The organism is Pseudomonas sp. UTLPPB19802, from assembly GCF_059730225.1.
In genome coordinates, this window is sequence record NZ_AP048545.1 from 2,553,435 (window position 1) to 2,574,444 (window position 21,010).

At 63.3% G+C, this 21,010-nt stretch carries 19 protein-coding genes; 8 read left to right on the forward strand and 11 right to left on the reverse strand.

The features are described from left to right. Positions 1-5 precede the first annotated feature (5 nt). Entirely contained in the window at positions 6-935 is a 930-nt protein-coding gene (locus AC6I6U_RS11580) for an AraC family transcriptional regulator (RefSeq protein WP_497882075.1), read from the reverse strand. A 346-nt stretch (positions 936-1,281) separates the two neighbouring features. Here AC6I6U_RS11580 and AC6I6U_RS11585 point away from each other — a divergent pair, with 346 nt between their 5' ends. Continuing rightward, complete coding sequence (locus AC6I6U_RS11585) at positions 1,282-1,647, forward strand: antibiotic biosynthesis monooxygenase family protein (protein ID WP_497882076.1); 366 nt, start codon at positions 1,282-1,284, stop codon at positions 1,645-1,647. Positions 1,648-1,687: 40 nt separating this feature from the next. Beyond that, on the forward strand, positions 1,688-1,918 hold the full coding sequence (locus AC6I6U_RS11590) for a hypothetical protein (protein WP_497882077.1): 231 nt from the start codon (positions 1,688-1,690) through the stop codon (positions 1,916-1,918). 27 nt (positions 1,919-1,945) lie between these two features. On the opposite strand, the gene AC6I6U_RS11595 is transcribed toward AC6I6U_RS11590, so the two are convergent. The 6 genes from AC6I6U_RS11595 to bglX form a co-directional block, all read right to left on the reverse strand. Then, positions 1,946-2,566 (reverse strand): flavin reductase family protein, encoded by a 621-nt coding sequence (locus AC6I6U_RS11595; RefSeq protein ID WP_497882078.1) that lies wholly within the window; start codon positions 2,564-2,566, stop codon positions 1,946-1,948. An 868-nt stretch (positions 2,567-3,434) separates the two neighbouring features. Then, on the reverse strand, positions 3,435-3,707 hold the full coding sequence (locus AC6I6U_RS11600; RefSeq protein ID WP_497882079.1) for a hypothetical protein: 273 nt from the start codon (positions 3,705-3,707) through the stop codon (positions 3,435-3,437). A gap of 323 nt (positions 3,708-4,030) precedes the next feature. Beyond that, a complete protein-coding gene (locus tag AC6I6U_RS11605) occupies positions 4,031-5,353 on the reverse strand; it encodes an MFS transporter (RefSeq protein ID WP_497882080.1) in 1,323 nt (440 codons plus the stop codon). Between the two features lie 341 nt (positions 5,354-5,694). Continuing rightward, positions 5,695-7,029, reverse strand: coding sequence for a sigma-54-dependent transcriptional regulator (locus AC6I6U_RS11610; protein WP_497882081.1), 1,335 nt, complete (start codon positions 7,027-7,029; stop codon positions 5,695-5,697). Next, entirely contained in the window at positions 7,023-8,789 is a 1,767-nt protein-coding gene (locus AC6I6U_RS11615) for a sensor histidine kinase (protein ID WP_497882082.1), read from the reverse strand. Before AC6I6U_RS11615 ends, AC6I6U_RS11610 begins: the two co-directional genes overlap by 7 nt. A 103-nt stretch (positions 8,790-8,892) precedes the next feature. Further along, a complete protein-coding gene (gene bglX, locus AC6I6U_RS11620) occupies positions 8,893-11,184 on the reverse strand; it encodes a beta-glucosidase BglX (RefSeq protein ID WP_497882083.1) in 2,292 nt (763 codons plus the stop codon). Between the two features lie 242 nt (positions 11,185-11,426). Here bglX and AC6I6U_RS11625 point away from each other — a divergent pair, with 242 nt between their 5' ends. The 4 genes from AC6I6U_RS11625 to AC6I6U_RS11640 are packed head-to-tail and all read left to right on the forward strand — an operon-like array spanning position 11,427 to position 14,688. Further along, positions 11,427-12,035 (forward strand): LemA family protein, encoded by a 609-nt coding sequence (locus tag AC6I6U_RS11625; RefSeq protein WP_497882084.1) that lies wholly within the window; start codon positions 11,427-11,429, stop codon positions 12,033-12,035. A gap of 28 nt (positions 12,036-12,063) precedes the next feature. Further along, the gene (locus AC6I6U_RS11630) at positions 12,064-12,771 is read left to right on the forward strand and encodes a TPM domain-containing protein (protein ID WP_497882085.1); all 708 of its coding nucleotides are present in this window, start codon (positions 12,064-12,066) and stop codon (positions 12,769-12,771) included. Positions 12,772-12,798: 27 nt separating this feature from the next. Continuing rightward, on the forward strand, positions 12,799-13,416 hold the full coding sequence (locus tag AC6I6U_RS11635) for a TPM domain-containing protein (RefSeq protein ID WP_497882086.1): 618 nt from the start codon (positions 12,799-12,801) through the stop codon (positions 13,414-13,416). 54 nt (positions 13,417-13,470) lie between these two features. Further along, on the forward strand, positions 13,471-14,688 hold the full coding sequence (locus AC6I6U_RS11640; RefSeq protein ID WP_497882087.1) for a class I SAM-dependent methyltransferase: 1,218 nt from the start codon (positions 13,471-13,473) through the stop codon (positions 14,686-14,688). On the opposite strand, the gene AC6I6U_RS11645 is transcribed toward AC6I6U_RS11640, so the two are convergent. Beyond that, complete coding sequence (locus tag AC6I6U_RS11645) at positions 14,676-15,587, reverse strand: DMT family transporter (RefSeq protein ID WP_497882088.1); 912 nt, start codon at positions 15,585-15,587, stop codon at positions 14,676-14,678. The two genes, AC6I6U_RS11640 and AC6I6U_RS11645, sit on opposite strands and share 13 nt — an antisense overlap. 206 nt (positions 15,588-15,793) lie before the next feature. Between AC6I6U_RS11645 and AC6I6U_RS11650 the strand changes: the two genes are divergently transcribed. Next, on the forward strand, positions 15,794-16,375 hold the full coding sequence (locus tag AC6I6U_RS11650) for a DJ-1/PfpI family protein (RefSeq protein ID WP_497882089.1): 582 nt from the start codon (positions 15,794-15,796) through the stop codon (positions 16,373-16,375). Between the two features lie 15 nt (positions 16,376-16,390). After that, complete coding sequence (locus AC6I6U_RS11655) at positions 16,391-16,696, forward strand: ribbon-helix-helix domain-containing protein (protein ID WP_010449149.1); 306 nt, start codon at positions 16,391-16,393, stop codon at positions 16,694-16,696. A gap of 44 nt (positions 16,697-16,740) precedes the next feature. Here the strand turns inward: AC6I6U_RS11655 and AC6I6U_RS11660 are convergent, their stop codons facing one another. From AC6I6U_RS11660 to AC6I6U_RS11670, 3 genes are all read right to left on the reverse strand, one after another. Beyond that, a complete protein-coding gene (locus AC6I6U_RS11660) occupies positions 16,741-19,305 on the reverse strand; it encodes a TonB-dependent receptor (RefSeq protein ID WP_497882090.1) in 2,565 nt (854 codons plus the stop codon). A 117-nt stretch (positions 19,306-19,422) separates the two neighbouring features. Beyond that, positions 19,423-20,382, reverse strand: a complete 960-nt coding sequence (locus tag AC6I6U_RS11665; protein ID WP_497882091.1) for a FecR family protein — start codon at positions 20,380-20,382, stop codon at positions 19,423-19,425. Next, on the reverse strand, positions 20,379-20,912 hold the full coding sequence (locus tag AC6I6U_RS11670; protein WP_497882092.1) for an RNA polymerase sigma factor: 534 nt from the start codon (positions 20,910-20,912) through the stop codon (positions 20,379-20,381). Before AC6I6U_RS11670 ends, AC6I6U_RS11665 begins: the two co-directional genes overlap by 4 nt. Positions 20,913-21,010: the final 98 nt, after the last annotated feature.

The following is a 21,010-nucleotide window of genomic DNA, read 5'->3' on the forward strand; positions in this document are numbered from 1 at the left end:
GCTGTTCAGACACTCTGGCGCAGCCGCGCCAGATCCCTGAGCGGTGGGGCGCCGAACAGCCGGCTGTACTCGCGGCTGAACTGCGACGGACTCTCGTAGCCGACCCGATAACCCGCCGCCGAGGCATCCAGTCCTTCGGCGAGCATCAAGCGCCGCGCTTCCTGAAGGCGCAGTTGCTTCTGGTATTGCAGCGGGCTCATGGCGGTCATCGCCTTGAACCGGTGATGCAGGGTCGAAACACTCAGGTTGACCTCCCGTGCCAAGTCATCGATGCGCAGCGGCTGCTCGAAGTTGCCGTTCAGCCACTTGATCGCCTGATTCACCCGATGCCCCTGGCTGTTGGCAATCGCAATCTCATACAGCCGATGCCCCTGTGGGCTACGCAGCAGTCGATAGAGTATTTCCCGGCGCACCAGCGGCGCGAGCATGGGGATGTCCTTCGGTGCATCGAGCAGCCGCGCCAGGCGCAACAGGGCGTCGAACATCTGCGTGTCCACGCGCTCGACATACAGCCCAAGTCCGGTCGGCCGGCTGGGCACGCCCAAGGGCCCGGCCTCGGCGATCAGCGCGCTGATTTCGTTGGGGTCGATATCCAGGCGCAGGGCGAGGATCGGTGATTCGGGCGAGACATTCACCACCCGCCCGGCCAGGGGCATCGACACCGAGACCACCAGATAATGCAGCGGGTCATAGATGAAATGGCCGTCGCCCAGGCGGATTTCCTTGCGGCCCTGGGCCATGATGCACAGCGCAGGTTGTGCCAGGACGGGGGCGAAATCATAGGGATGGCTGTGGCGCCCGAGCACCAGCGAGCCGACGGCGGTCTGGTAGTTGCCATCCTCGACGGCATGGCGCCGAATGATATCGGCCAGTTCCAGGCGCTGTTTTTCCATCTCCAGGGGGATCGGTTCTTGCGGATGTTCGGACAGTGGCATGCAGGATCCCCTCGGAAAGTCACGTTCAACGAGACATAGCTTAAGTTTGGGCAATGGCGATCGCCAGCCGGATCCTGCGCAATTCTTGCCTGATCCTGCCGTGAGTGCATATGACTGCCGGATGACGGCCTTGGCCGTGGAACGTGCTTGCTTAAAACGCCGGATCATCGGAAAAACCGCTGGCTGCCTACCGCACGGAAGGGATGACGCGCTGCGGCAGGATTGTGCAATAAGCCGACAGGAATCGACTAACGAGCGCTCGCCGGGGGCACTAATCTATGTTCCCGTCGCCGTCATTCCGGCGGTTGACGGCGCGAGAACAACATTCCTTTCGGGGGAGTCGAGCATGTCCAAGCATATCCCTGTCAGTCACATGGCCTTCATTCGCGCACGCCCGGGACAATCCGCCGAGCTGGGCGCCCGCCTGAGCAGCCTGATCGAACCTTCCCGCCAGGCACCCGGTTGCCTGCAGTTTTCGTTGCAGCATTCCCTGGCCGATGCCGATCTCTGGCTGGTCTCCGGTTTCTGGGTCAGCCAGGCGGCGATGACCGCCTACTTCAACACCCCGGCCATGCAGGTGTTCGCCGAGCTGGTGCAGGACCTGCTGGTCAACAGCCTGGATTTCCACACCTTCAGCGAGGTGTCCGCTGCCCGTGCCCAGTGCGACTATCACTTGTCCAGCACAGGTTCCCTGCAACGGCTGGCCAGCTGATTTAGAATGCCGGCCGATCAATTGGCCGGGATAAACAGGCATGTCACGTAGAGAGTTCGCACAGTTCGAAGCAGTTTCCGCAGCGGTTCGCGGTGAAACCGGCTACAACGCCGCCATTGCGGTCAAGGCCCTGGGCGGTTTCGAGCCGCCACGCTTTCACAAAGTCCTTGCAGACCAGGCATTCAAGACTGCCCTCGAAGCCGACCAGGCCGCCGAGCAGGAACTGGCGCGGCTGGTGGACGTCGACGCCGAGGGCGAACTGTCCTGGTGATCGCCGTGGTCCGGAGTGATCAGTCGGTCACTGCGGGCGGTACATCTTGAACAGGGCTTGCGGGCCTAACTGGAAGTAGTCCGCCGGGCCGCCACCGCGCAGTATCGGTTCGGCGGCGGCGGTATCGTAGACCCCATCCTTGAGCAGATGCCTGGCGATATGCACGGCAACCACTTCGCCGAGGATCAGCCAACTGGGCACCAGGGCCTGGTCGGCGCGTTGCAGCTGGATGATCTGGGTGACCTTGCATTCGAAGGACACCGGGCTTTCCTGTACCCGCGGCACGCTGATGACTTTCGAGGCGACGGGCGTCAGGCCGGCCAACTGGAATTCGTCTATTTCAGGAGCGACGGCGGCGCAGCTCTGGTTCATCGCCTCGGCCAGCGGGCGGGTGGCGAGGTTCCAGGCGAATTCGCCGGTCTGCTCGATATTGTTCAGGCTGTCTTTGCGGCCGACGCTGGAGAACCCGATGATCGGCGGGATGTAGTTGAAGGCGTTGAAGAAGCTGTAGGGCGCCAGGTTCAGCCGGCCTTCGGCGTCCTGTGAAGAAATCCAGCCGATGGGCCGCGGGCCGACGATGGCGTTGAATGGGTCGTGGGGCAGACCGTGGCCGTTGGCGGGTTCGTAGTAGTGGATATCGTCAGGCATGGTTCGCGGGTTCCGCAGGGAATTCGGGGGATCGATAGTGTGCTTGGCATCTGGGCCAAAGGCGATAGGCAGTTCGCAGGTGTGGTCCTGGATGGAGCGGATTGCAGGTTTCCCTTTGAGGGATTTTCTCCAGGGCTGCAGGTTCTCGCCAGGGTTGCAGATATCCCTGGTGGCGAGCGGGCTTGCCCGCGCTCGAGCGCGAAGCGGTCGTAATCCGGAGGCACGGGTTTTCCTGGGGGATCGCGGAGCCTGTTTTTTAGGGCTGCTGCGCAGCCCAGCGGGGGCAAGCCCCCTCGCCACACGGGATTTTCCTGGCGCCCACAAATGAGAAAAAGGACGATAGGTGGTTCGGCGGGCACGATCTGGCCGGCGGAAATTGCAGGTTTTCTCTGATCCTGAAAATGTTGCGCTTTCCCCTGTGGTGAGCGGGCTTGCCCGCGCTCGAGCGCGAAGCGGTCGTAACCTGGATACACGGGTTTTTCTGGCGGATCGCGGAGCCTGTTTTTTAGGGCTGCTGCGCAGCCCAGCGGGGGCAAGCCCCCTCGCCACACGGGATTTTCCTGGCGCCCAGAAATGAGGAAAAGGACGATAGGTGGTTCGGCGGGCACGGTCTGGCCGGCGGAAATTGCAGGTTTTCCCTGATCCTGCAAAATTCGCGGGTTCCCCTGTGGCGAGCGGGCTTGCCCGCGCTCGAGCGCGAAGCGGTCGTAACCTGGATACACGGGTTTTTCTGGCGGATCGCGGAGCCTGTTTTTTAGGGCTGCTGCGCAGCCCAGCGGGGGCAAGCCCCCTCGCCACACGGGATTTTTCTTGTCTCCAGAAATGACTAAGCCCGGCTAGAGCCGGGCTGTGATGCCATCCGCATTGATCAGCTGATTGCTGCGGCGCCTGGAGTCTTATCGTAGCCATCAGCAGCGATAGCGTTGGCACCTGGAGTCTTGTCGTAACCATCGGCAGCGATAGCGTTGGCACCTGGAGTCTTGTCGTAGCCGTCAGCAGCAACTGCGTTGGCGCCTGGGGTTTTGTCATAACCATCGGCAGCGACGCTGTAGGCGCCAGGAGTATGGTCATAGCCATCGGCGGCATAGGTGTTGGCGGCCAGTACGGAAAGGGTCAGTGCAAGGATCAGTTTGGTTTTCATGGTGGTTGCTCCAGTCGGGTATTCGTTTTGTTCAGTGGGTGTGGAAGTCATACTACGCCTATTAAATTGATTAAAAAGCGCAAATAAATGCTTAAATCAATCGTATAGATAGATGTATTCGCCGGTGCGATCAGGCAGCGGTTACTGGATGCCTGGGGGCAGATGTGCAAGTCGATTTGGCGTAGGGTCAGGATGGGGGATGGGAATTAAGTCGCTATTAATTCCGGAGCTTCTTCTGGGCTTGCACGAATGACAGGCGGGTTTTGCGGACGCTGGGAGGGGTCGATCCTCGGCTTGAGGATCGACAGGGATGGCGGTGGCTATCAGTCAGTCTCGATCCGCGAGTGCGTGCGGGTGTCCTTCATGGTGACGTACACCAGCAGTGATACCGCGATGCAGGCGGTTACGTACCAGTAGTAACCGGTCTCCATGCCGATGCTCTTGAACCACAGCGCGATGTACTCGGCGGTGCCGCCGAAGATCGAGACGGTCAGGGCATAGGGCAGGCCCACGCCCAGGGCGCGGATCTCGGTGGGGAACAGCTCGGCCTTCACCACCGCGTTGATCGAGGTGTAGCCGCTGACGATGATCAGCGCCGCCATGATCAGGAAGAACGCGCCCCACCAGGTCTGGATGGTGTGCAGGGTGCTGAGGATCGGGACGGTGCAGAGTGTGCCGAGAATCCCGAAGGCTATCAGGATCGGCCGCCGGCCGACCTTGTCCGACAGCGCACCGACCACCGGTTGCAGGCACATGAACAGGAACAGCGTGGCGGCCGAGATCGTGGTGGAGTCGGAGATGCTCATGCCGACGGTGTTCACCAGGTACTTCTGCATGTAGGTGGTGTAGGTGTAGAACGCCAGGGTGCCACCCATGGTCAGGCCGACCACGGTCAGCAGTTCCTTGGGATGACGCAGCAGCGTGCGCATCAGGCTCTCTTTCGGCGCTTCCTTCTTCTTCACGAACGATTCGGTTTCTTCCATGCCACGGCGCAGGTAGAGCGCGACCACCGCGCACAGCGCGCCGATGCCGAACGGAATCCGCCAGCCCCAGTCCTGCAACTGCTCGACGCTGAGGACCTGTTGCAGCACGATCAGCACCGCCAGGGCGATGAGCTGGCCGGAGATCAGGGTCACGTACTGGAAGCTGGAGTAGAAACCGCGACGCTCCTTGGTCGCCATCTCGCTGAGGTAGGTGGCGGATGTGCCGTATTCGCCGCCGACCGACAGCCCCTGCATCAGGCGAGCGACCACCAGCAGGATCGGCGCGCCGACGCCGATGGTTTCATAACCTGGGGTCAGGGCGATGATCAGGGAACCTGCGCACATCAGCAGAACCGAGGCCATCAGTGCGGCCTTGCGGCCCTTGCGGTCGGCGTACAGGCCCATCAGCCAGCCACCGATCGGGCGCATCAGGAAGCCCACGGCGAAGATTGCGGCGGTGTTGAGCAGTTGGGCGGTGGTGTCACCCTTGGGAAAGAAGACCTTGGCGAAGTACAGCGAGAACGCCGCGTAGACGTACCAGTCGTACCACTCGACCATGTTGCCGACCGATCCGCTGAAAATCGATTTCAGGCGGCTGGCGGTGGTTCTTTTTTGTGTCGGCGCGGCCGCCGACCCCAGGGGCAGGGTAGTGGAGTTATCCATCGAGGGAACCTTGTGAGTATTGTTTTTGTGGAGCGCGCGTGAACGCAGCTTGTGCGCTCCATAGCAGGAGCCGTGCCAGGGCTGTAGGGCCCGTCCTAGAGGGGGTGGCAGGATTTTATGAGCGGAAATCCGCTTATGCTGGCGAGGGCCATGAGCGGATTTCCGCCGATCTTGAGCCGCTGCCCTGTGGCGAGCGGGCTTGCCCGCGCTCGACTGCGGCGCAGTCGCAGAATCATCATCCGGGTCAGGCCTGATACACCGCAATTGCAGGCTTCAGGGCCGCTTTGCGACCCGACGCGGGCAAGCCCGCTCGCCACGGAGCCGCAGCCGCGGGGGCTCGGTCAGTCGTCCCGCAGGAAGCTTTCGCGGGTCAGGCCGTGGCGTTGCATTTTTTCATTGAAGGTGCGCCGCGGCAGTTGCAGCTCTTCGAGTACGGCCTTGATGTCGCCCTTGTGCCGCGTCAACGCCGAGCGCAGGCACTGCGCTTCAAAGGCTTCCTGCTGGGCGGCCAGGGACTGGCCGGGATCGATATTCACCGGTTCCGGCTCACCCAGGCCAAGTACCGAACGCTCGGCGGCATTCGCCAGTTCGCGGACGTTGCCCGGCCAGTCGTGGCTGAGCAGGCGGCTCAGTTGCGAGCCGCTCAATGGCGTCGCACTGCGTCCAAGGCGTTCGGCGGCACTCTGGGCAAAGTGTTCGAACAGCAGCGGGATGTCCTCGCGGCGGTCGCGCAAGGGCGGCAGGCGCAGTTCGGCTACGGTCAGCCGATAAGCCAGGTCTTCGCGAAAACGCCCGGCCCGGGCTTCTTCCAGCAGGTCGGGCTTGGTCGCGGCAACGATGCGCAGGTCGACCGGGATGCTCTGGTTGGAGCCCAGGCGCTCTAGCCTCTGTTCCTGCAGCACTCGCAGCAGTTTCACTTGTTGGGCCAGCGGCATGCTCTCGATCTCGTCGAGAAACAGCGTGCCGCCGTCGGCGTACTCGAGCTTGCCGATGCGCTTGCCTTGGGCGCCGGTGAAGGCGCCACTCTCATGGCCGAACAGCTCGGCCTCGAACAATGGCTCGGGAATCGCCGCGCAGTTGAGGGCGACGAACGGCTTGGTCGAGCGCGGTCCGAAATCGTGCAGGCAACGGGCGACCAGCTCCTTGCCACTGCCGGTTTCGCCACGGATCAGCACGTTGACCGGCAACGGTGCCAGCTCCAGTACCTGTTGGCGCAAGGTCTGCAGGCTGCGGGAAACCCCGAGCAGGCTGGTCTCGAGGCGCGAGCGACTGTCTGCCTGTTCATGCAGGCGGCGGTTCTCCAGCACCAGCCGGCGTTTTTCCAGAGCGCGGCCAAGGCTGCCGAGCAGGGCTTCGGGGCTGAAGGGTTTTTCCAGGAAGTCGTAAGCGCCGTCACGCATCGCTTCGACCGCCATCGGCACATCGCCGTGTCCGGTCAGCAGGATCACCGGCAGGTCGGCGTCGAGCGCCCGGACCCGTGCCAGCAGGTCGAGGCCGCTGAGGCCGGGCATGCGCACGTCGCTGATGATCACGCCGGGAAAATGTGCGGGCAACTGTGCCAGGCATTCCTCGGCACGGCCGAACAGCTGGACCGAGAACCCCGAGAGGCTCAGCCACTGTTCCACGGCCGTGCGGATGCTGGCTTCGTCATCGACCACTATCACCGCGTTCAGCATGGTGCGCAGACCTCCAAGGCAATCGGCAGGGCCAGGGTGAAGCAGGCTCCGCCGTGCCGATTGACGACGCTCAGGCGGCCGCCCTGCTCATGGATGATCGCATAGGACACCGCCAACCCCAGCCCGAGGCCTTCGCCGACCGGCTTGGTGGTGAAGAACGGATCGAAGACCTTGGCCAGGTGTTCCTCGGCAATTCCACCGCCGCTGTCGGCCACGGTCAACAGCCACAGTCGCTGGTCGGCCTCGATACGGATTTCCAGGCGCTTGAGCGGTTTGTCGTGCATGGCGTCGAGGGCGTTGCGCAGCAGGTTGATCAGCACCTGTTCGAGGCGGATTGCGTCGCCGCGGACCCAGGCCGGTCGGGTCAGGTGCAGGACGATGCTGACGTTGTCTTCGCGCAGGCGCGGATCGAGCAGTTGCAGCGATTGATCGACCACGGCAGCCAGGTCCAGTGGCTCGCGCAATCCGCTGGGGCTTTGCCGGGCATAGGTCTTGAGGTGACTGGTCAGTGCCGCCATGCGCGTCAGCATCTGTTCCAGCGGCGCCAGCGCTTCCCGGGCCGCGTCGAGCCGGCCATGGTCGAGCAGCAGGCGCAAGGTCGCCAGCTGCATGCGCTGGGCGGTCAGCGGCTGGTTGATTTCGTGGGCCAGGGCAGCGGACATCTGTCCCAGCGCCGCCAGCTTGGCCGACTGCACCAGGCCATCCTGTGCGGTGCGCAGGTCGCGGGTGCGTTCCTCCACCAGGCGCTCCAGTTCCGCGCGGCTGCGCTGGCGCATGCGGGCCAGGCGCCAGCGCTGGTTGAGGAACAGAGCGAGAAACACCAGGGCCAGCCACAGGCCGGCGCCAGCGAGCCCGGCATTGCGCCGCTCCTCGGCGGCCAGCTGCGGCTTGCGCAGCAGGTGCAGGGTCCAGTTTTCGGTGTCCAGGGGCAGCGACTCCCAGAGCAGTTCGGCGCTGCCGTCGGGGGTGGCGACCCGGCTCAGGAAGCTCTGGCTGTCGAACACCTGCAGGGTCTGGTGTTCGATGGTGCCCAGGGATTGCTTGTCGTATTGGCGGGTGCGGCCGATTTCACTGCGGTCGTTGTCCGACAGCGGGCGCAACAGGCGATAGCGCCAGTCCGGATGGTTGGCGATGAATACGATGTCACGGGAATCACTGACCAGCAGGATATCGTTGCCCTTGCCCCACTCGCGCTCGATCTCGGGGAACTCCAGCTTCACCACCATGGCGCCGATGAATTCGCCCCTGTCGTTGAGTACCGCGCTGGAGAGGAAGTAGCCGGGAATCCCGCTGGTCACGCCGACCGCGTAGAAATGCCCGCTGCCTTCGCTACGGGTCTGGTTGAAGTAGGGGCGAAAGCCGTAGTAGTGACCGACATAGCTGCTGGGCAGGCGCCAGTTGCTCGCGGCCACCGACAGGCCGTTGCGGTCGAGCAGTTGCAGGGTCGACGAGCGTGCCGCGCCATTCATGCGCTCCAGCTTGCGGTTGAGCGCGTCCTGCTGCTGCGGGGTGATCGTCCCGTCGAGGGCCTCGCGCAGTTCCGGGTCCAGGGCGATCACCGCTGGCAGTGCGCGGTAGCGTTCGATCAGGGTATGCAGGGAGTTGGCGTACAGTGCCAGCTGGCCGTGACCACGGACGGCGTCATCCAGCAGTGCCTGTTGCGTGGCACGGTGCATGGCCCAACCGGCTGCCAGCCCGGTTCCGGCGAGGATCAGCAGGGTGTGGAGCAGCAGACGCAGGGAGCGAGGGATCGGCGGCATGCGGATAGCGACAGGCTTGAGAGAGGGCAGGAAAGATAACACGCCTGTCCAGGCCGACGCTGAGTTGTGGGAGCCGGCCGGGCGGCTCCCACAGGGGGGAGGGTTACAGCAGTTCGAAGCTCTGTTGCGTCACGTCCCGGGAATCCAGGCCAATCTGCACGTTGAACTTGCCCGGCTCGGCGACGTACTTGAGCTGGGTGTTGTAGAACTTCAGGTCGTTCTCGTCGATGGTGAAGTGGATGACCTTCTCTTCACCGGCCTTGAGCAGCACTTTCTGGAAGTTCTTCAGCTCCTTGACCGGACGGATCATCGAGCCCGCCACGTCCTGGATGTACAGCTGGACCACGGTCTCGCCATCACGCTTGCCGGTGTTGCGCACGGTGATGCTGGCGTCGAGCTTGCCGCTCTTGTTCAGCGTGGTCGAGGACAGCGCCATGTTGCTCAGGCTGAAGTCGGTGTAGCTCAGGCCGTAGCCGAACGGATACAGCGGGGTGTTTTCCTCGTCGAAGTATTGCGAGGTGTAGTTGCCCGGCTTGCCCGGCGTGAATGGCCGGCCGATGGTCAGGTGGTTGTAGTACATCGGCACCTGGCCGACCGAACGCGGGAAGGTGATTGGCAGCTTGCCCGACGGGTTGTAGTCGCCGAACAGCACGTCGGCGATGGCGTTGCCGCCTTCGGTACCGCTGAACCAGGTTTCCAGCACCGCATCGGCCTGGTCCTGTTCCTGGCCGATGGTCAGCGGACGGCCGTTCATCAGCACCAGCACCAGCGGCTTGCCGGTGGCCTTGAGGGCGGCGATCAGCTTGCGCTGGGTCTCGGGAATGTTCAGGTCGGTACGGCTCGACGATTCGTGGGACATGCCCCGCGATTCGCCCACCGCGGCCACCACCACGTCGGCCTGCTGCGCGGCCTTGACCGCTTCGTCGATCAGTTGCTGCTCGGGACGCGGGTCATCGACCACTTCCGGGGCATCGAAGTTGAGGAAATTGAGGTAGTCGACGACCTTCTTGTCGGTGGTGATGTTCGAACCGCGGGCATAGACCAGTTGGCCCTTGTCGCCCAACGCACGGCTCATGCCGTCGAACAGGGTGACCGATTGCGCCGGCAGGCCGGCGGCGGCCCAACTGCCCATCATGTCGATCGGGGCCTTGGCCAGCGGGCCGACCACGGCGATCTTCGCCGACTTGGCCAGCGGCAGCGTCTGCTTCTCGTTCTTCAGCAGTACCAGGCTGCGCTTGGCCACGTCGCGGGCTTCGGCACGGTGCAGGCGGCTTTCGGCGTTGGTGTCGGCCGGATCATCCTCGGCCTTGCCGATGCGCAGGTACGGGTCCTTGAACAGGCCCATGTCGTACTTGGCACCGAGCACTTCACGCACGGCGTTGTCGAGGTCGCTTTGCGGCACTTCGCCGGACTTGATCAGCCCCGGCAGTTCCTTGCCATACAGCGAATCGTTCATGCTCATGTCGATACCGGCCTTGATCGCCAGTTTGGCCGCTTCGCGACCGTCCTTGGCGACGCCGTGCTTGAGCAGTTCGAAAATCGCCCCGTGGTCGCTGACCGCCAGGCCCTTGAAGCCCCAGTCCTTGCGCAGCAGATCCTGCATCAGCCAGGTATTGGAGGTGGCGGGAACGCCGTTGACCGAGTTCAGCGCGACCATCACCCCGCCAGCGCCGGCATCGATGGCGGCGCGATAGGGCGGCAGGTAGGTCTGGTACATCTTCACCGGGCTCATGTCGACCACGTTGTAGTCGCGGCCGCCTTCCACCGCACCATACAGGGCGAAGTGCTTGACGCTGGCCATGATGCTGTCGGCCTGGTCCGGGCTCTTGCCCTGGTAGGCCTGGACCATCACCTTGGCGATGCGCGAGACCAGGTAGGTGTCTTCGCCGAAACCTTCGGAGGTCCGGCCCCAGCGTGGGTCGCGGGAGATGTCGACCATCGGCGCGAAGGTGATGTCGAGGCTGTCGGCACTGGCTTCCTGGGCGGCGATGCGCCCGGAGTGGCCGATGGCGTCCATGTCCCAGCTGGAGGCCAGGCCCAGGCTGATCGGGAAAATGGTCCGGTGGCCGTGGATCACGTCATAGGCGAAGAACATCGGGATCTTCAGCCGGCTGCGCATGGCCGCGTCCTGCATCGGACGGTTTTCCGGGCGGGAAATCGAGTTGAAGGTACCGCCGATGTTGCCGGCGGCAATTTCCTTGCGGATCAGCTCGCGGGGCATTTCCGGGCCGATGCTGATCAGGCGCAACTGGCCGATCTTTTCCTCGAGGGTCATCTGCTTCATCAGGTTGGCGATGAAGGCGTCCTTGTTTTCGACGGGGACGGGCTTGGTGTCCGCCGCAACCGGGAGACTGGCCAGGCCGATAGCGAGGCCCAGCAAACACAGCTTCTTCATGAATGATTATCTCGGGAGCCCGGTACAGCCGCTGCTCTTCGAACACTGGCCGGGCTGTTTAGTTATAGGGAGCGACTATTGTTGTGCCAATAAATCCAGCACACTGCTGAACTGTTTTTCGCGCTGGGCATCTTTTAGCTGATTGGCTTCAGACATTCCAGTGGCGGTGGCGGATTATGTCCTGGTCATTGGCATGAAAGCCCCAGGTTCCGTCCCCTATCGTTTCAAGGAGCGTTTCGAGCATGCAGGCATCGTCGGGTCCATATTCGAGCTTGAGAGTCGCTGCCCTGGTCTTGCTGGCCAGCGTGTTGGCGGGTTGCGGCATCAACAACATTCCCACCTACGACGAACAGGTCAAGGCCAACTGGGCCCAGGTCCAGAACCAGTACCAGCGCCGTGCGGACCTGATTCCCAACCTGGTGGAAACGGTCAAGGGCTATGCGAAGCAGGAGCAGGACACCCTGACCGCAGTGGTCGAGGCCCGCTCGCGGGCGACCTCGGTGCAGGTCGATGCCAGCATCCTGGACGACCCCGGCAGGCTCAAGCAGTACCAGGACGCCCAAGGCCAGTTGACCGGTGCCCTGAGCCGACTGATGGTAGTGTCGGAGCGTTATCCGGACCTCAAGTCGAACCAGAACTTCCTAGCCCTGCAGTCGCAGCTCGAAGGCACCGAGAATCGTATCAGTGTGGCCCGGCGTGACTTCATCCTCAGTGTGGAAAAGTACAATACCGAGATTCGTACCTTTCCCGGCCGCCTCTGGCACAGCCTGATGTACAGCGACCTGCCGCTGCGGCCGAACTTCGAGGCGACCGCCCAAGACGCCGACAAGGCGCCACAAGTGAAGTTCTGACCACCCGGTCATCACGGATGAGGTAGCCATGCGCATATTCAAGAGCGTCCTGTTGCTCTGGCTCTGCACGTTGGTCCTGGTGGCCAGGGCCGACTTGCAGTTTCCCGAGCTGACCGGGCGGGTGGTGGACAACGCCGGCATGATCGAGGCCCCGGTGGCCGCAGCCCTGACCCAGGAGCTGCAGAATCACGAAAAGGCCACCGGCGAGCAGGTCGTGGTGGTCACCCTGCCGGACCTGCAGGGCGCCACCATCGAGGAATTCGGCTACCAGTTGGGCCGGCACTGGGGCATCGGCCAGAAAGACCGGAACAACGGTGCCCTGCTGATCGTCGCCCGCGATGAGCGCAAGGTCCGTATCGAAGTGGGCTATGGCCTGGAAGACCGCCTGACCGATGCCCGCGCGTCGCTGATCATCAATCAGCTGATCGTGCCGCAGCTCAAGCGTGGCCATGTGTCCAACGGCATCCGCGCCGGGGTCGAGGCGATGCTCGATACGCTGGGCGGCCAGGTGCAGGAAACCAGCGAGCCGGAGGGCGATTTCGGTTCGCGGCATCCGTTCCTGACGGGCTTGCTGTTCGTGCTGTTCGTGTTGTTCTGCGCGATCATGCAACTGATGGGCTACGGCCCCAGGGGCGGTGGCTCGGGCGGGTCGAGCAGTGGTGGCGGGCGCTCCGGTGGTGGTTTCAGCGGTGGCGGCGGCAGCTTCGGTGGCGGCGGATCATCGGGCAGTTGGTAGGCATAATAACGAGAGAGCAGCACAACCATGGCCTTACTCAGTGAATACGAACAACGCCAGGTCGCCGAGGCGATCGCGCGGGTGGAGCGCCAGACCGATGCGGAACTGGTGACGGTGCTGGCCCGCCGTGCCGATGACTACGCCTATATTCCGTTGCTCTGGGCCAGCCTGCTGGCGCTGCTGGTGCCGGGCGTGGTCAATTTCGTCTTCGGTTGGCTGAACGGCCATACCCTGCTGGCGGTGCAGTGGAGCAGTTTCATCCTGCTGTGCCTGCTGTTTCGCATTCCCTCGGTCACCAGCCGGCTGATTCCACGCTCGGTGCGGCACTGGCGCGCCTCCGGGCTGGCGCGGCGGCAGTTCCTCGAACAGAACCTGCACCACACCGTCGGCGGCACCGGGGTGCTGATCTTCGTCAGCGAGGCCGAGCGCTACGTGGAAATCCTGGTGGACGAGGGCATTGCCCGGCGCCTGGACAACAGCGTCTGGGAGCCCATCGTCAAGGCGTTCACCGAGCGGGTGAGGCAGGGGCAGACGCTGCAGGGCTTCGTCTCCTGCATCGAGGACTGCGGCCAACTGCTGACCACCCATGTGCCGTTGACCCAATCGCGCAACGAGTTGCCGAACCGCCTGGTGGTGCTGGGCTGATACAATGCCCGGCATTCCCTGATCCGATTCCCGCACGCCCGAGGCGCTTCCTTCATGTCTGTTACTGCAAAACCCGCCCAGTCCGTGCCGGACCATCATGCCCAGTTCCTCGAACTGCTCGACATCAGCCTGGCGCAGAACGCGTTCATCAAGCTGGTGCTGGCCAAATACGTCGGTGACGAGGCGGACCTGCAGCGGCTGATCATCAAGCAACTGACGGTCAAGGACCAGCCGTGCCTGTCCTTCGTCTACCGCTACAAGACCCGCGACATCACCAAGAACTTTCCCCTCGCCGAGGGCGTGGCGACCATTGGCGCGCTGCTGCCGGCGTCGTTCAAGAATGCCCACCTGCTGTCGCTGACCGACGAGATCCAGCTCGAATACAGCAAGAAGGGCAAGAGCACGCTGTTCAAGGGCAAGGCCCGGCAGGCGCGGGAAGTGCCATCCGCCGAACACAACCGGGAGAAGAACCGCTACCTGGAACTGAGCCGGCCGTTCCTGATCGACCTCGGCGTGACCAACAAGCAGCACGAGTTGATCCCGGCCATGTCGCGCAAGTGGAAGCAGATCAATAAGTTCATCGAGGTGTTTTCCCACGCCCTGGGCAGTTCACCGATCCAGCTGGACCGGCCGGTGCGGGTGGCGGATTTCGGCTCAGGCAAGGGCTACCTGACCTTCGCCATCCACGACTACCTGTGCAATACCCAACAGGCCGAGGCCGAGGTAACCGGTGTCGAGTTGCGCGAGGACATGGTCAGCCTGTGCAACACGGCGGCGGCGCGCCTGGAGCATCCGGGCCTGGTGTTCAAGTGCGGCGACGTGCGCAGCGTGGCGCCGAGCGAGCTGGACGTGATGATTGCCCTGCATGCCTGCGATATCGCCACCGACTACGCGATCCATACCGGCATCCGTTCCGGAGCGTCGATCATCATGTGCTCGCCATGCTGCCACAAGCAGATCCGCCAGCAGATCCAGAGCCCGGCGCTGCTCAAGCCGATGCTGCAATACGGCCTGCACCTGGGCCAGCAGGCGGAGATGGTCACCGACAGCCTGCGGGCGCTGTTCCTGGAAGCCTGTGGTTACGAGACCAAGGTTTTCGAGTTCATCTCGCTGGAGCACACCAACAAGAACAAAATGATCCTCGCGGTCAAGCGGGCCGAGCCCCAGGACCCCGCCCGGCTATTGGCGAAGATCGACGAACTCAAGGCGTTCTACGCCATCCAGGAACACTGCCTGGAAACCCTGCTGCGCGCCGATGGCTACTTGAGCTGAACCCCGGACGGCAACTGGCCCGGTTGCGCCGGGCGCACCCCGGCCTTGCGCCCCAGGATCACCGTGACGATCACCCCGGCGGCGAACAGCCAGGTCACCGGCTCCACATGCTCGCCGAAGAACAGCGCCGAGAAGGCGATGGTGAAGAAGATCTGCAGCAACTGGATCTGGCTGACCCGGGCGATGCCGCCCAGGGCCAGCCCGGCGTACCAGGCGAAGAAACCGAGGAACTGCGAGAACATCGCCACGTAGCCGAAGGCCCACCAGGTCCTGGCGGAAACCGCTCCCTGATGCTGCCAGGCCAGGTAGAGCACCGGACCGATCAACACCGGCACCGACAGCACCAGTGCCCAGCAGATCACTTGCCAGCCGCCCATTTCCCTGGCCAAACGGCCGCCTTCGGCGTAACCGAGGCCGCCAACCGCGATGGCGCCGAGCATCAGCAAGTCACCGGCCTGGATGCTGCCGGCACCGCTGAGCAAGGCATAACCCAGTACCAGCGCGCTGCCCAGGGCTGCGCAGGCCCAGAAGGCTTTCGACGGCCGCTCGTGGGACAACCACGCTGCATACAGCGCCACGCACAACGGTTGCAGGCCGTTGACCAGCGCACCATGGGACGCCGGCAGGCTCTGCATGGCCCAGGCCGAAAGCACCGGGAAGCCGAGTATCACCCCGGCGATCACCAGCCACAGGCCCTTGAACTGACTCCAGGTCGGCCATTTCTCCCGTCGCCACAACAACAGCGCCGCCGCCGGAATCGCCGCCACCAGGGCTCGGCCGAGGCCATTGAGCAGCGGGTTGATTTCCTGCACCACGATGCGGGTGAAGGGCAGGGTCAGGCTGAAGATCACGACGCCCAGCAGGCCAAGCAGCATGCCGGTGTTTTCACGGGAAGACATAAGCGGGAACCGAAAGTAGGGTAGGGAACGAGTGTTCATCTAGCCATAAAGCCGGCGATGGCGGCTGCTACAGATAGGTGCAGAGTTGTCCGTACAGTTTCGCCCCGGCAGGCAGCCGTAGTAGCCGGCGATTACCCGTCCCGCTGTACAGCGACTACCTTGGCTACTCTTGTCTGCCCAAGCGTTCACCTGGAGGAGTCCACCCCATGGCTGCGAAAAAGATCCTGATGCTGGTTGGCGATTACGCCGAAGACTATGAAGTGATGGTGCCGTTCCAGGCGCTGCAGATGGTCGGTCACCAGGTGCATGCGGTGTGCCCTGGCAAGACCGCCGGACAGACCGTGCGCACGGCGATCCATGATTTCGAGGGCGACCAGACCTACAGCGAGAAGCCCGGTCATCTGTTCGCGCTGAACTTCGATTTCGCCCAGGTCGATGCCGCCGACTATGACGGGTTGCTGGTGCCTGGTGGCCGCGCCCCGGAGTACCTGCGGCTGAATGACAAGGTGCTGCAACTGGTGCAGGCCTTCGACAAGGCTGGCAAGCCGATTGCCGCGGTGTGCCATGGCGCGCAATTGCTGGCGGCGGCGGGTATCCTTGAAGGACGCGAGTGCAGTGCCTATCCGGCTTGCGCCCCGGAAGTGCGCCTGGCCGGCGGTCGCTACATCGATATCGCGGTCGACAAGGCCCACGTCCAGGGCAATCTCGCCACCGCCCCGGCCTGGCCGGCCCATCCGAGCTGGCTGGCGGCATTCCTTGGCCTGCTGGGCACCCACATCACCTTGTAGGAGGAGGCTGCGCCCATGTGCGAGCTCTATGTCAAAGCCGACCCGATTCTCTACGAGTCGCGTTCCCGCTCACTGCGCATCGGTGGCGTGGTCACCACCCTGCGCCTGGAGAACCAGTTCTGGGACATTCTCAGCGAGATGGCCGAGGGGGAGGGCGTGACTACCAACCAGATGATCACCCGCCTGTACGAGGAGGTGATGGACTTTCGCGGCGAGGTGGTGAATTTCGCTTCGTTCCTGCGGGTTGGCTGTACCCGTTACCTGAGCCAGAAACGGGCTCAGGTCCGGGAGTTGAGCGTGGTGCGGGCGAACGCTGGCTGATGCAAGTACTTGTGGGAGCCGGCGAGGCGGCTCCCACAAGGCGGTCAGAAGTAGCGGGTCAGGCTGACCTTCAGGTTGCGTCCCACGCTGTAGGCGCGGTCGCCGCTCAGTTCCGGGCGGTAGTTGCGGTTCATCAGGTTATCCACCGTCAGGTTGACTTCCGTGCCCTTCAGGTAGCGCTGCTGCGGTTTCCACTGGGCGAACACGCTTTGCACCACATAGCTGTCGTTCGCGTACTGGTCGTAGAAGGCGTCGCCAACGCTGGTGCCCGGGCCACTGTTGTACTTGTCGCTGGGCAGGCGGTCGGTCTTGCGGACATAGACACCCTGCCAGCCGACGCGGGTATCGATGGCGGGGATCTTGGTGCCCAGCATCACCACCCATTTGGCCGGAGGAATGTCCCGTGCCCAGACCGACGAACCCCAGGGGTTGGTGTACGGGTTGTCGCGCTTGCCGGTCAGGTAGCTGTACGACAACTGGCCGAACAGGTAGCTGGAATCGTAGAAGCTCTCGACCTCAAAGCCCTTGATGGTCATGCCGCCGACATTGCGGTAGTTGGACATCGGGCCCGCTGGGCAGGAAGTGCTGATGGTCCCGCCGACGATCGTCTGGTTTTCGCAACCTACGCCGGTGGCCTTGAAGATCTCGTCCTCGATCCGGTTGCGCAGGAAGGTGGTACGGATCATCAGGTCGTCGTTGTCGGTTAGCAGCTTGGAGAAGTTGCTGATGGTGCCGAAACGCAATGCGGTAATGCGCTCGGGATCGAGGTCGACACTGGTCGCGGTGCGGCTGCCCAGCCCTTGCACTTCGTACTGCTCGTCGATCACCGGTGCGCGCCAGGTCTTGCTGTAGTTGGCGTACAGGCCCTGGGTCGGCGTCACGCGCCAGAACGCAGCCAGGCGCGGCGACCAACCGGTGTAGGTGCGGTCGCTGTAGTCGTGGCCGATGGCCGGATCGGAACTGGAGTAGTACGGCGCGTCGTTGGCTTCGCCACGGTTGCGTACATGGTCATAGCGCAGCGACGGGGTCAGGGTGAAGTCGCCCAGGGTCACGGCGTCCTCGATGAAGAACGCATTGGCGTCGACCTTGCCGTGGGGCATGAAGGCCGGCTGGAAGTGGCCGTAGTTGTAGCGGGCGGTGTTGTAGGTGGTGCCGGGCATCCACATCTCGGTTTCGCGGGCGTGCTTGCGGATCTGCGTGCCCACCGTCAGGGCGTGTTGCAGGGAACCGGTATCGAACAGGCTGGTGTTCTTGATTTCCAGCTCGCGGTCCTTGTAGTCGGTGTCCATCTTGCGCCCGCCAGTGGCCAGGCTGAAGAAGGCGGTGGCGCTACGCTCGTCGGTCTGGTCGGTGTTGGACTCGGAGTACTTGATCTGCAGGTCCACCAGCGGGTTGTCCAGTGGCTTGTATTCGTACTTGCCCGACCAGGTGGTGTCGATGGTTTCGCGATTGGCCAGCAGGCGTTTCAAGGCGCCTTCGTAACCATATAGGCGGATGTTGGACGCAGTCGGCGGAGTCGGGTAGCTCTGGGCCGAGAAGGGCGTCCAGCGCTCGCTGTTGGAGCGCGAGTAAGAGAGCTTGAGACTCTGCTCGTCAGTGAGGTTCAGGTTCAGCTTGAGCAGCACCGCATCCAGGTCCTGGGCTGTATTGGGGATGCGCTTGGGATTGACCGGGTACAGGTGGTTGGGGTCAGGCGGGGTCTCGGCCAGTTTCATGTCGCCGCCGTCGCGCTTGGTCAGGAACACCAGGCCATCGATCTTGCCATCGTCGGTACGACCATAGGCTGCGCCGCTGTAGGTCTGTTCATGGTTGTTGCTGGCGTAGCCATACTTGACCATGGCGCCGCTGTTGCGGCCCTCTTCCAGAAGGTCGGGAGCATCCTTGGTTTCCATGTGCACCGTGCCGCCGAAACCACCGTTTCCGGTTTCCGGCGAGTGCGGGCCCTTTTCCACCTCGATGCTCTTTATCAGCTCCGGTTCGATGAAGATGGTGCCCTGCTGGTAGCGTTCGAAGCTGCTCTTGGTCGCGCCGTCCACGGTCAGTGGCACGTCCTCGGCGTCGCCCAGGCCCCAGATGTTGATGGTCTGGCCACCCGGCTTCATCGAGCCGCCCATGCTGATGCCGGGCAGGGTGCCGAGCAGCGAGGGAATGTTGCTCGGTTGGGCGCGCTCGATATCGTTCTTGGTCAGGGTCGAACGGCCGACGCTGCTGGAGTCGACTTCCTTGCCGTCGCCGAGGATGCTCACCGCGCCCAGTTGGATGGCGCTCTTGTCGGGTGCCGGGTCGGAGTCGGTCTTGCGGATCACGAAGGTGTTGCCGACCATGATCAGCTTGAAGTTGCCGCCCTTGAGCAGCAGGCCGATGGCTTCCTGGGCGGTGAACTGGCCCTCCAGTGCCCGGGCCTGGATGTTGTGCAACTGGTCCTCGTCGAACAACAGCTGGATTTTGGTCTTCTGTGCCACCTGGCTGAGGGAGGTCGCCAGGGACTGTGCCGGCAGGCTCATGGCGACCTTCTCGGCGGCCTGCACTTGCAGGCTGGCCACCAGGCAGGCGGCGACCAGGGTTGGACGGGAACAGTGATGGAACAGTTCGTGAGCAGCGCGAAACATGGAATCCCCCGATGTGGCCAAAGGCCAAAAAGGCGTTCGTTCAGAACGCAATCGGGGAGGAAGACGCGGCAGTGAAAAAAAACCTCACCTGCGAATGAAAAATATTCGCATATGTATTCATTTGCGGCTTTCGATCCGTACCTGGCCGTCGTCCAGCGCTACGGTCTTGACCGGTATCAGCGCCGGCAAGGCATTGAGCAGTGCATCCGGATCCTTGGCGTCGAGGCTGCCGGAAACCTTGAAATGCGCCAATGGCCCATCGGCCAATTGCACTGGCTTGCTGCGGTACAGGTTCAATTCGTCGATCAGGCTGAGCAGTTCGCGATTGCGAAAGGACAAGTGGCCGCTGCGCCAGTCGGCGACCTCCTCGCCACTCACCGTCTGTTGCAGCAGGGTGCCCTTGGCATAATCGTAGGTCCCGCGCTGGTGGGCCTCGAGCAGGGTCGCGGTGCCCGGATCGCCCTCGGGTTCGAACGCCACCAGGCCATGGGCGACGCTGACCACCAGCTGTTTCTGGCCGCGCCGCACATCGAACGCGGTCCCTACCACGCGCACCCGGGCGTTGCCGGCGTGCACCCAGAGCGGTCGTTCCTTGTCGGCGGCGACCTCCAGGTAAAGCTGGCCCTGGTCCAGGTAGATGTCCCGTTGCAGGCTGCGGAAGTTGATGCGTACGCGTGTGTTGGCGTTGACGTACAGGATGCTGCCATCCGGCAGTTTCAGGGTCCGGGTGCCTTCGGCGCGCGCGGCGACCTCATTTCGGTAGGGGCTGTTCGGCGCGCCCAGGTGGGTGGTCAATACCGCGCAGACCAAGGCGGCAGCCGCTGCCAGGGCCGGGCGCCAGGGATTCCTGCGTCGTGCCGGCAGGGGTACCGGCTTGTTCAACTGGCGCAGTTCGGCGAGATCGGCCCACAAGGCCTCGAACTCGGCGTAGGCCTTGGCGTGGGCCGGTGTCGCCCGCCATTGCTCGAAGTCCTTGTCGGTGCCGCCGGCCGGCTCGTTGCGATTGCGCGCAAACCAACTGGCGGCCTGGGCATCGATGCTGTTTTCATCGAACTCGATATCGGTAGTGTGGGTCATTCCGGCTGCTCCTTGCCGTGGTCCAGGCGCTGTTTGCAGTGCAGCAAGGCAAAGGCGATATGTTTTTCCACCATGCTGACGGAAATCCCCATGCGTTCAGCGATCCGGGCCTGGCTCAGGCCCTCGAAACGGGCAAGCATAAGGGCTTCTCGGCGCCGAGGCGAGAGTTCAGCGAGAACCTCCTTCAATTGTTCGAGGCGTTGCAGGCGCTGGGCGGCGGCCAGCGGGTCGGCGTGCTCGTCCGCCACGGCTTCCTGCTCGGGGTCGGCCTGTTCGCTGTGCACCGCCTGCCTGACCTTCTGCTTGCGCCAGTGATCGCGCAGCAGGTTGCGCGCCATCTGGAACAGAAAGGCCCGTGGCTGCTCGACCTTGGCCTGCTGGTCGTAGTCCAGCCATTGGGTGAAGACGTCCTGGGTCATGTCCGCCGCGTCGCTGGCGTTGTCCGTACGTTTGCGCAGGAAATGCAGGATGTCCGCATAGAACCCGCGAAAGGCTTCAGCCGACAGGGGGTCGGGCTTGGGACGAGGCATGGCGATCCTTCACGACTTCAGGTGGCAGGGGCTGGGTCGTGAATGATATCGAGAATTATTGCTATTTGTCTTGTATGAAATAAAACTGCTCTTCGGTC

Bases quoted from the DNA above. Each gene is read 5' to 3' on its own strand.
- AC6I6U_RS11580 (WP_497882075.1), bottom strand. From the start codon at position 935: ATGCCACTGTCCGAACATCCGCAAGAACCGATCCCCCTGGAGATGGAA.
- AC6I6U_RS11585 (WP_497882076.1), top strand. From the start codon at position 1,282: ATGTCCAAGCATATCCCTGTCAGTCACATGGCCTTCATTCGCGCACGC.
- AC6I6U_RS11590 (WP_497882077.1), top strand. From the start codon at position 1,688: ATGTCACGTAGAGAGTTCGCACAGTTCGAAGCAGTTTCCGCAGCGGTT.
- AC6I6U_RS11595 (WP_497882078.1), bottom strand. From the start codon at position 2,566: ATGCCTGACGATATCCACTACTACGAACCCGCCAACGGCCACGGTCTG.
- AC6I6U_RS11600 (WP_497882079.1), bottom strand. From the start codon at position 3,707: ATGAAAACCAAACTGATCCTTGCACTGACCCTTTCCGTACTGGCCGCC.
- AC6I6U_RS11605 (WP_497882080.1), bottom strand. From the start codon at position 5,353: ATGGATAACTCCACTACCCTGCCCCTGGGGTCGGCGGCCGCGCCGACA.
- AC6I6U_RS11610 (WP_497882081.1), bottom strand. From the start codon at position 7,029: ATGCTGAACGCGGTGATAGTGGTCGATGACGAAGCCAGCATCCGCACG.
- AC6I6U_RS11615 (WP_497882082.1), bottom strand. From the start codon at position 8,789: ATGCCGCCGATCCCTCGCTCCCTGCGTCTGCTGCTCCACACCCTGCTG.
- bglX (WP_497882083.1), bottom strand. From the start codon at position 11,184: ATGAAGAAGCTGTGTTTGCTGGGCCTCGCTATCGGCCTGGCCAGTCTC.
- AC6I6U_RS11625 (WP_497882084.1), top strand. From the start codon at position 11,427: ATGCAGGCATCGTCGGGTCCATATTCGAGCTTGAGAGTCGCTGCCCTG.
- AC6I6U_RS11630 (WP_497882085.1), top strand. From the start codon at position 12,064: ATGCGCATATTCAAGAGCGTCCTGTTGCTCTGGCTCTGCACGTTGGTC.
- AC6I6U_RS11635 (WP_497882086.1), top strand. From the start codon at position 12,799: ATGGCCTTACTCAGTGAATACGAACAACGCCAGGTCGCCGAGGCGATC.
- AC6I6U_RS11640 (WP_497882087.1), top strand. From the start codon at position 13,471: ATGTCTGTTACTGCAAAACCCGCCCAGTCCGTGCCGGACCATCATGCC.
- AC6I6U_RS11645 (WP_497882088.1), bottom strand. From the start codon at position 15,587: ATGTCTTCCCGTGAAAACACCGGCATGCTGCTTGGCCTGCTGGGCGTC.
- AC6I6U_RS11650 (WP_497882089.1), top strand. From the start codon at position 15,794: ATGGCTGCGAAAAAGATCCTGATGCTGGTTGGCGATTACGCCGAAGAC.
- AC6I6U_RS11655 (WP_010449149.1), top strand. From the start codon at position 16,391: ATGTGCGAGCTCTATGTCAAAGCCGACCCGATTCTCTACGAGTCGCGT.
- AC6I6U_RS11660 (WP_497882090.1), bottom strand. From the start codon at position 19,305: ATGTTTCGCGCTGCTCACGAACTGTTCCATCACTGTTCCCGTCCAACC.
- AC6I6U_RS11665 (WP_497882091.1), bottom strand. From the start codon at position 20,382: ATGACCCACACTACCGATATCGAGTTCGATGAAAACAGCATCGATGCC.
- AC6I6U_RS11670 (WP_497882092.1), bottom strand. From the start codon at position 20,912: ATGCCTCGTCCCAAGCCCGACCCCCTGTCGGCTGAAGCCTTTCGCGGG.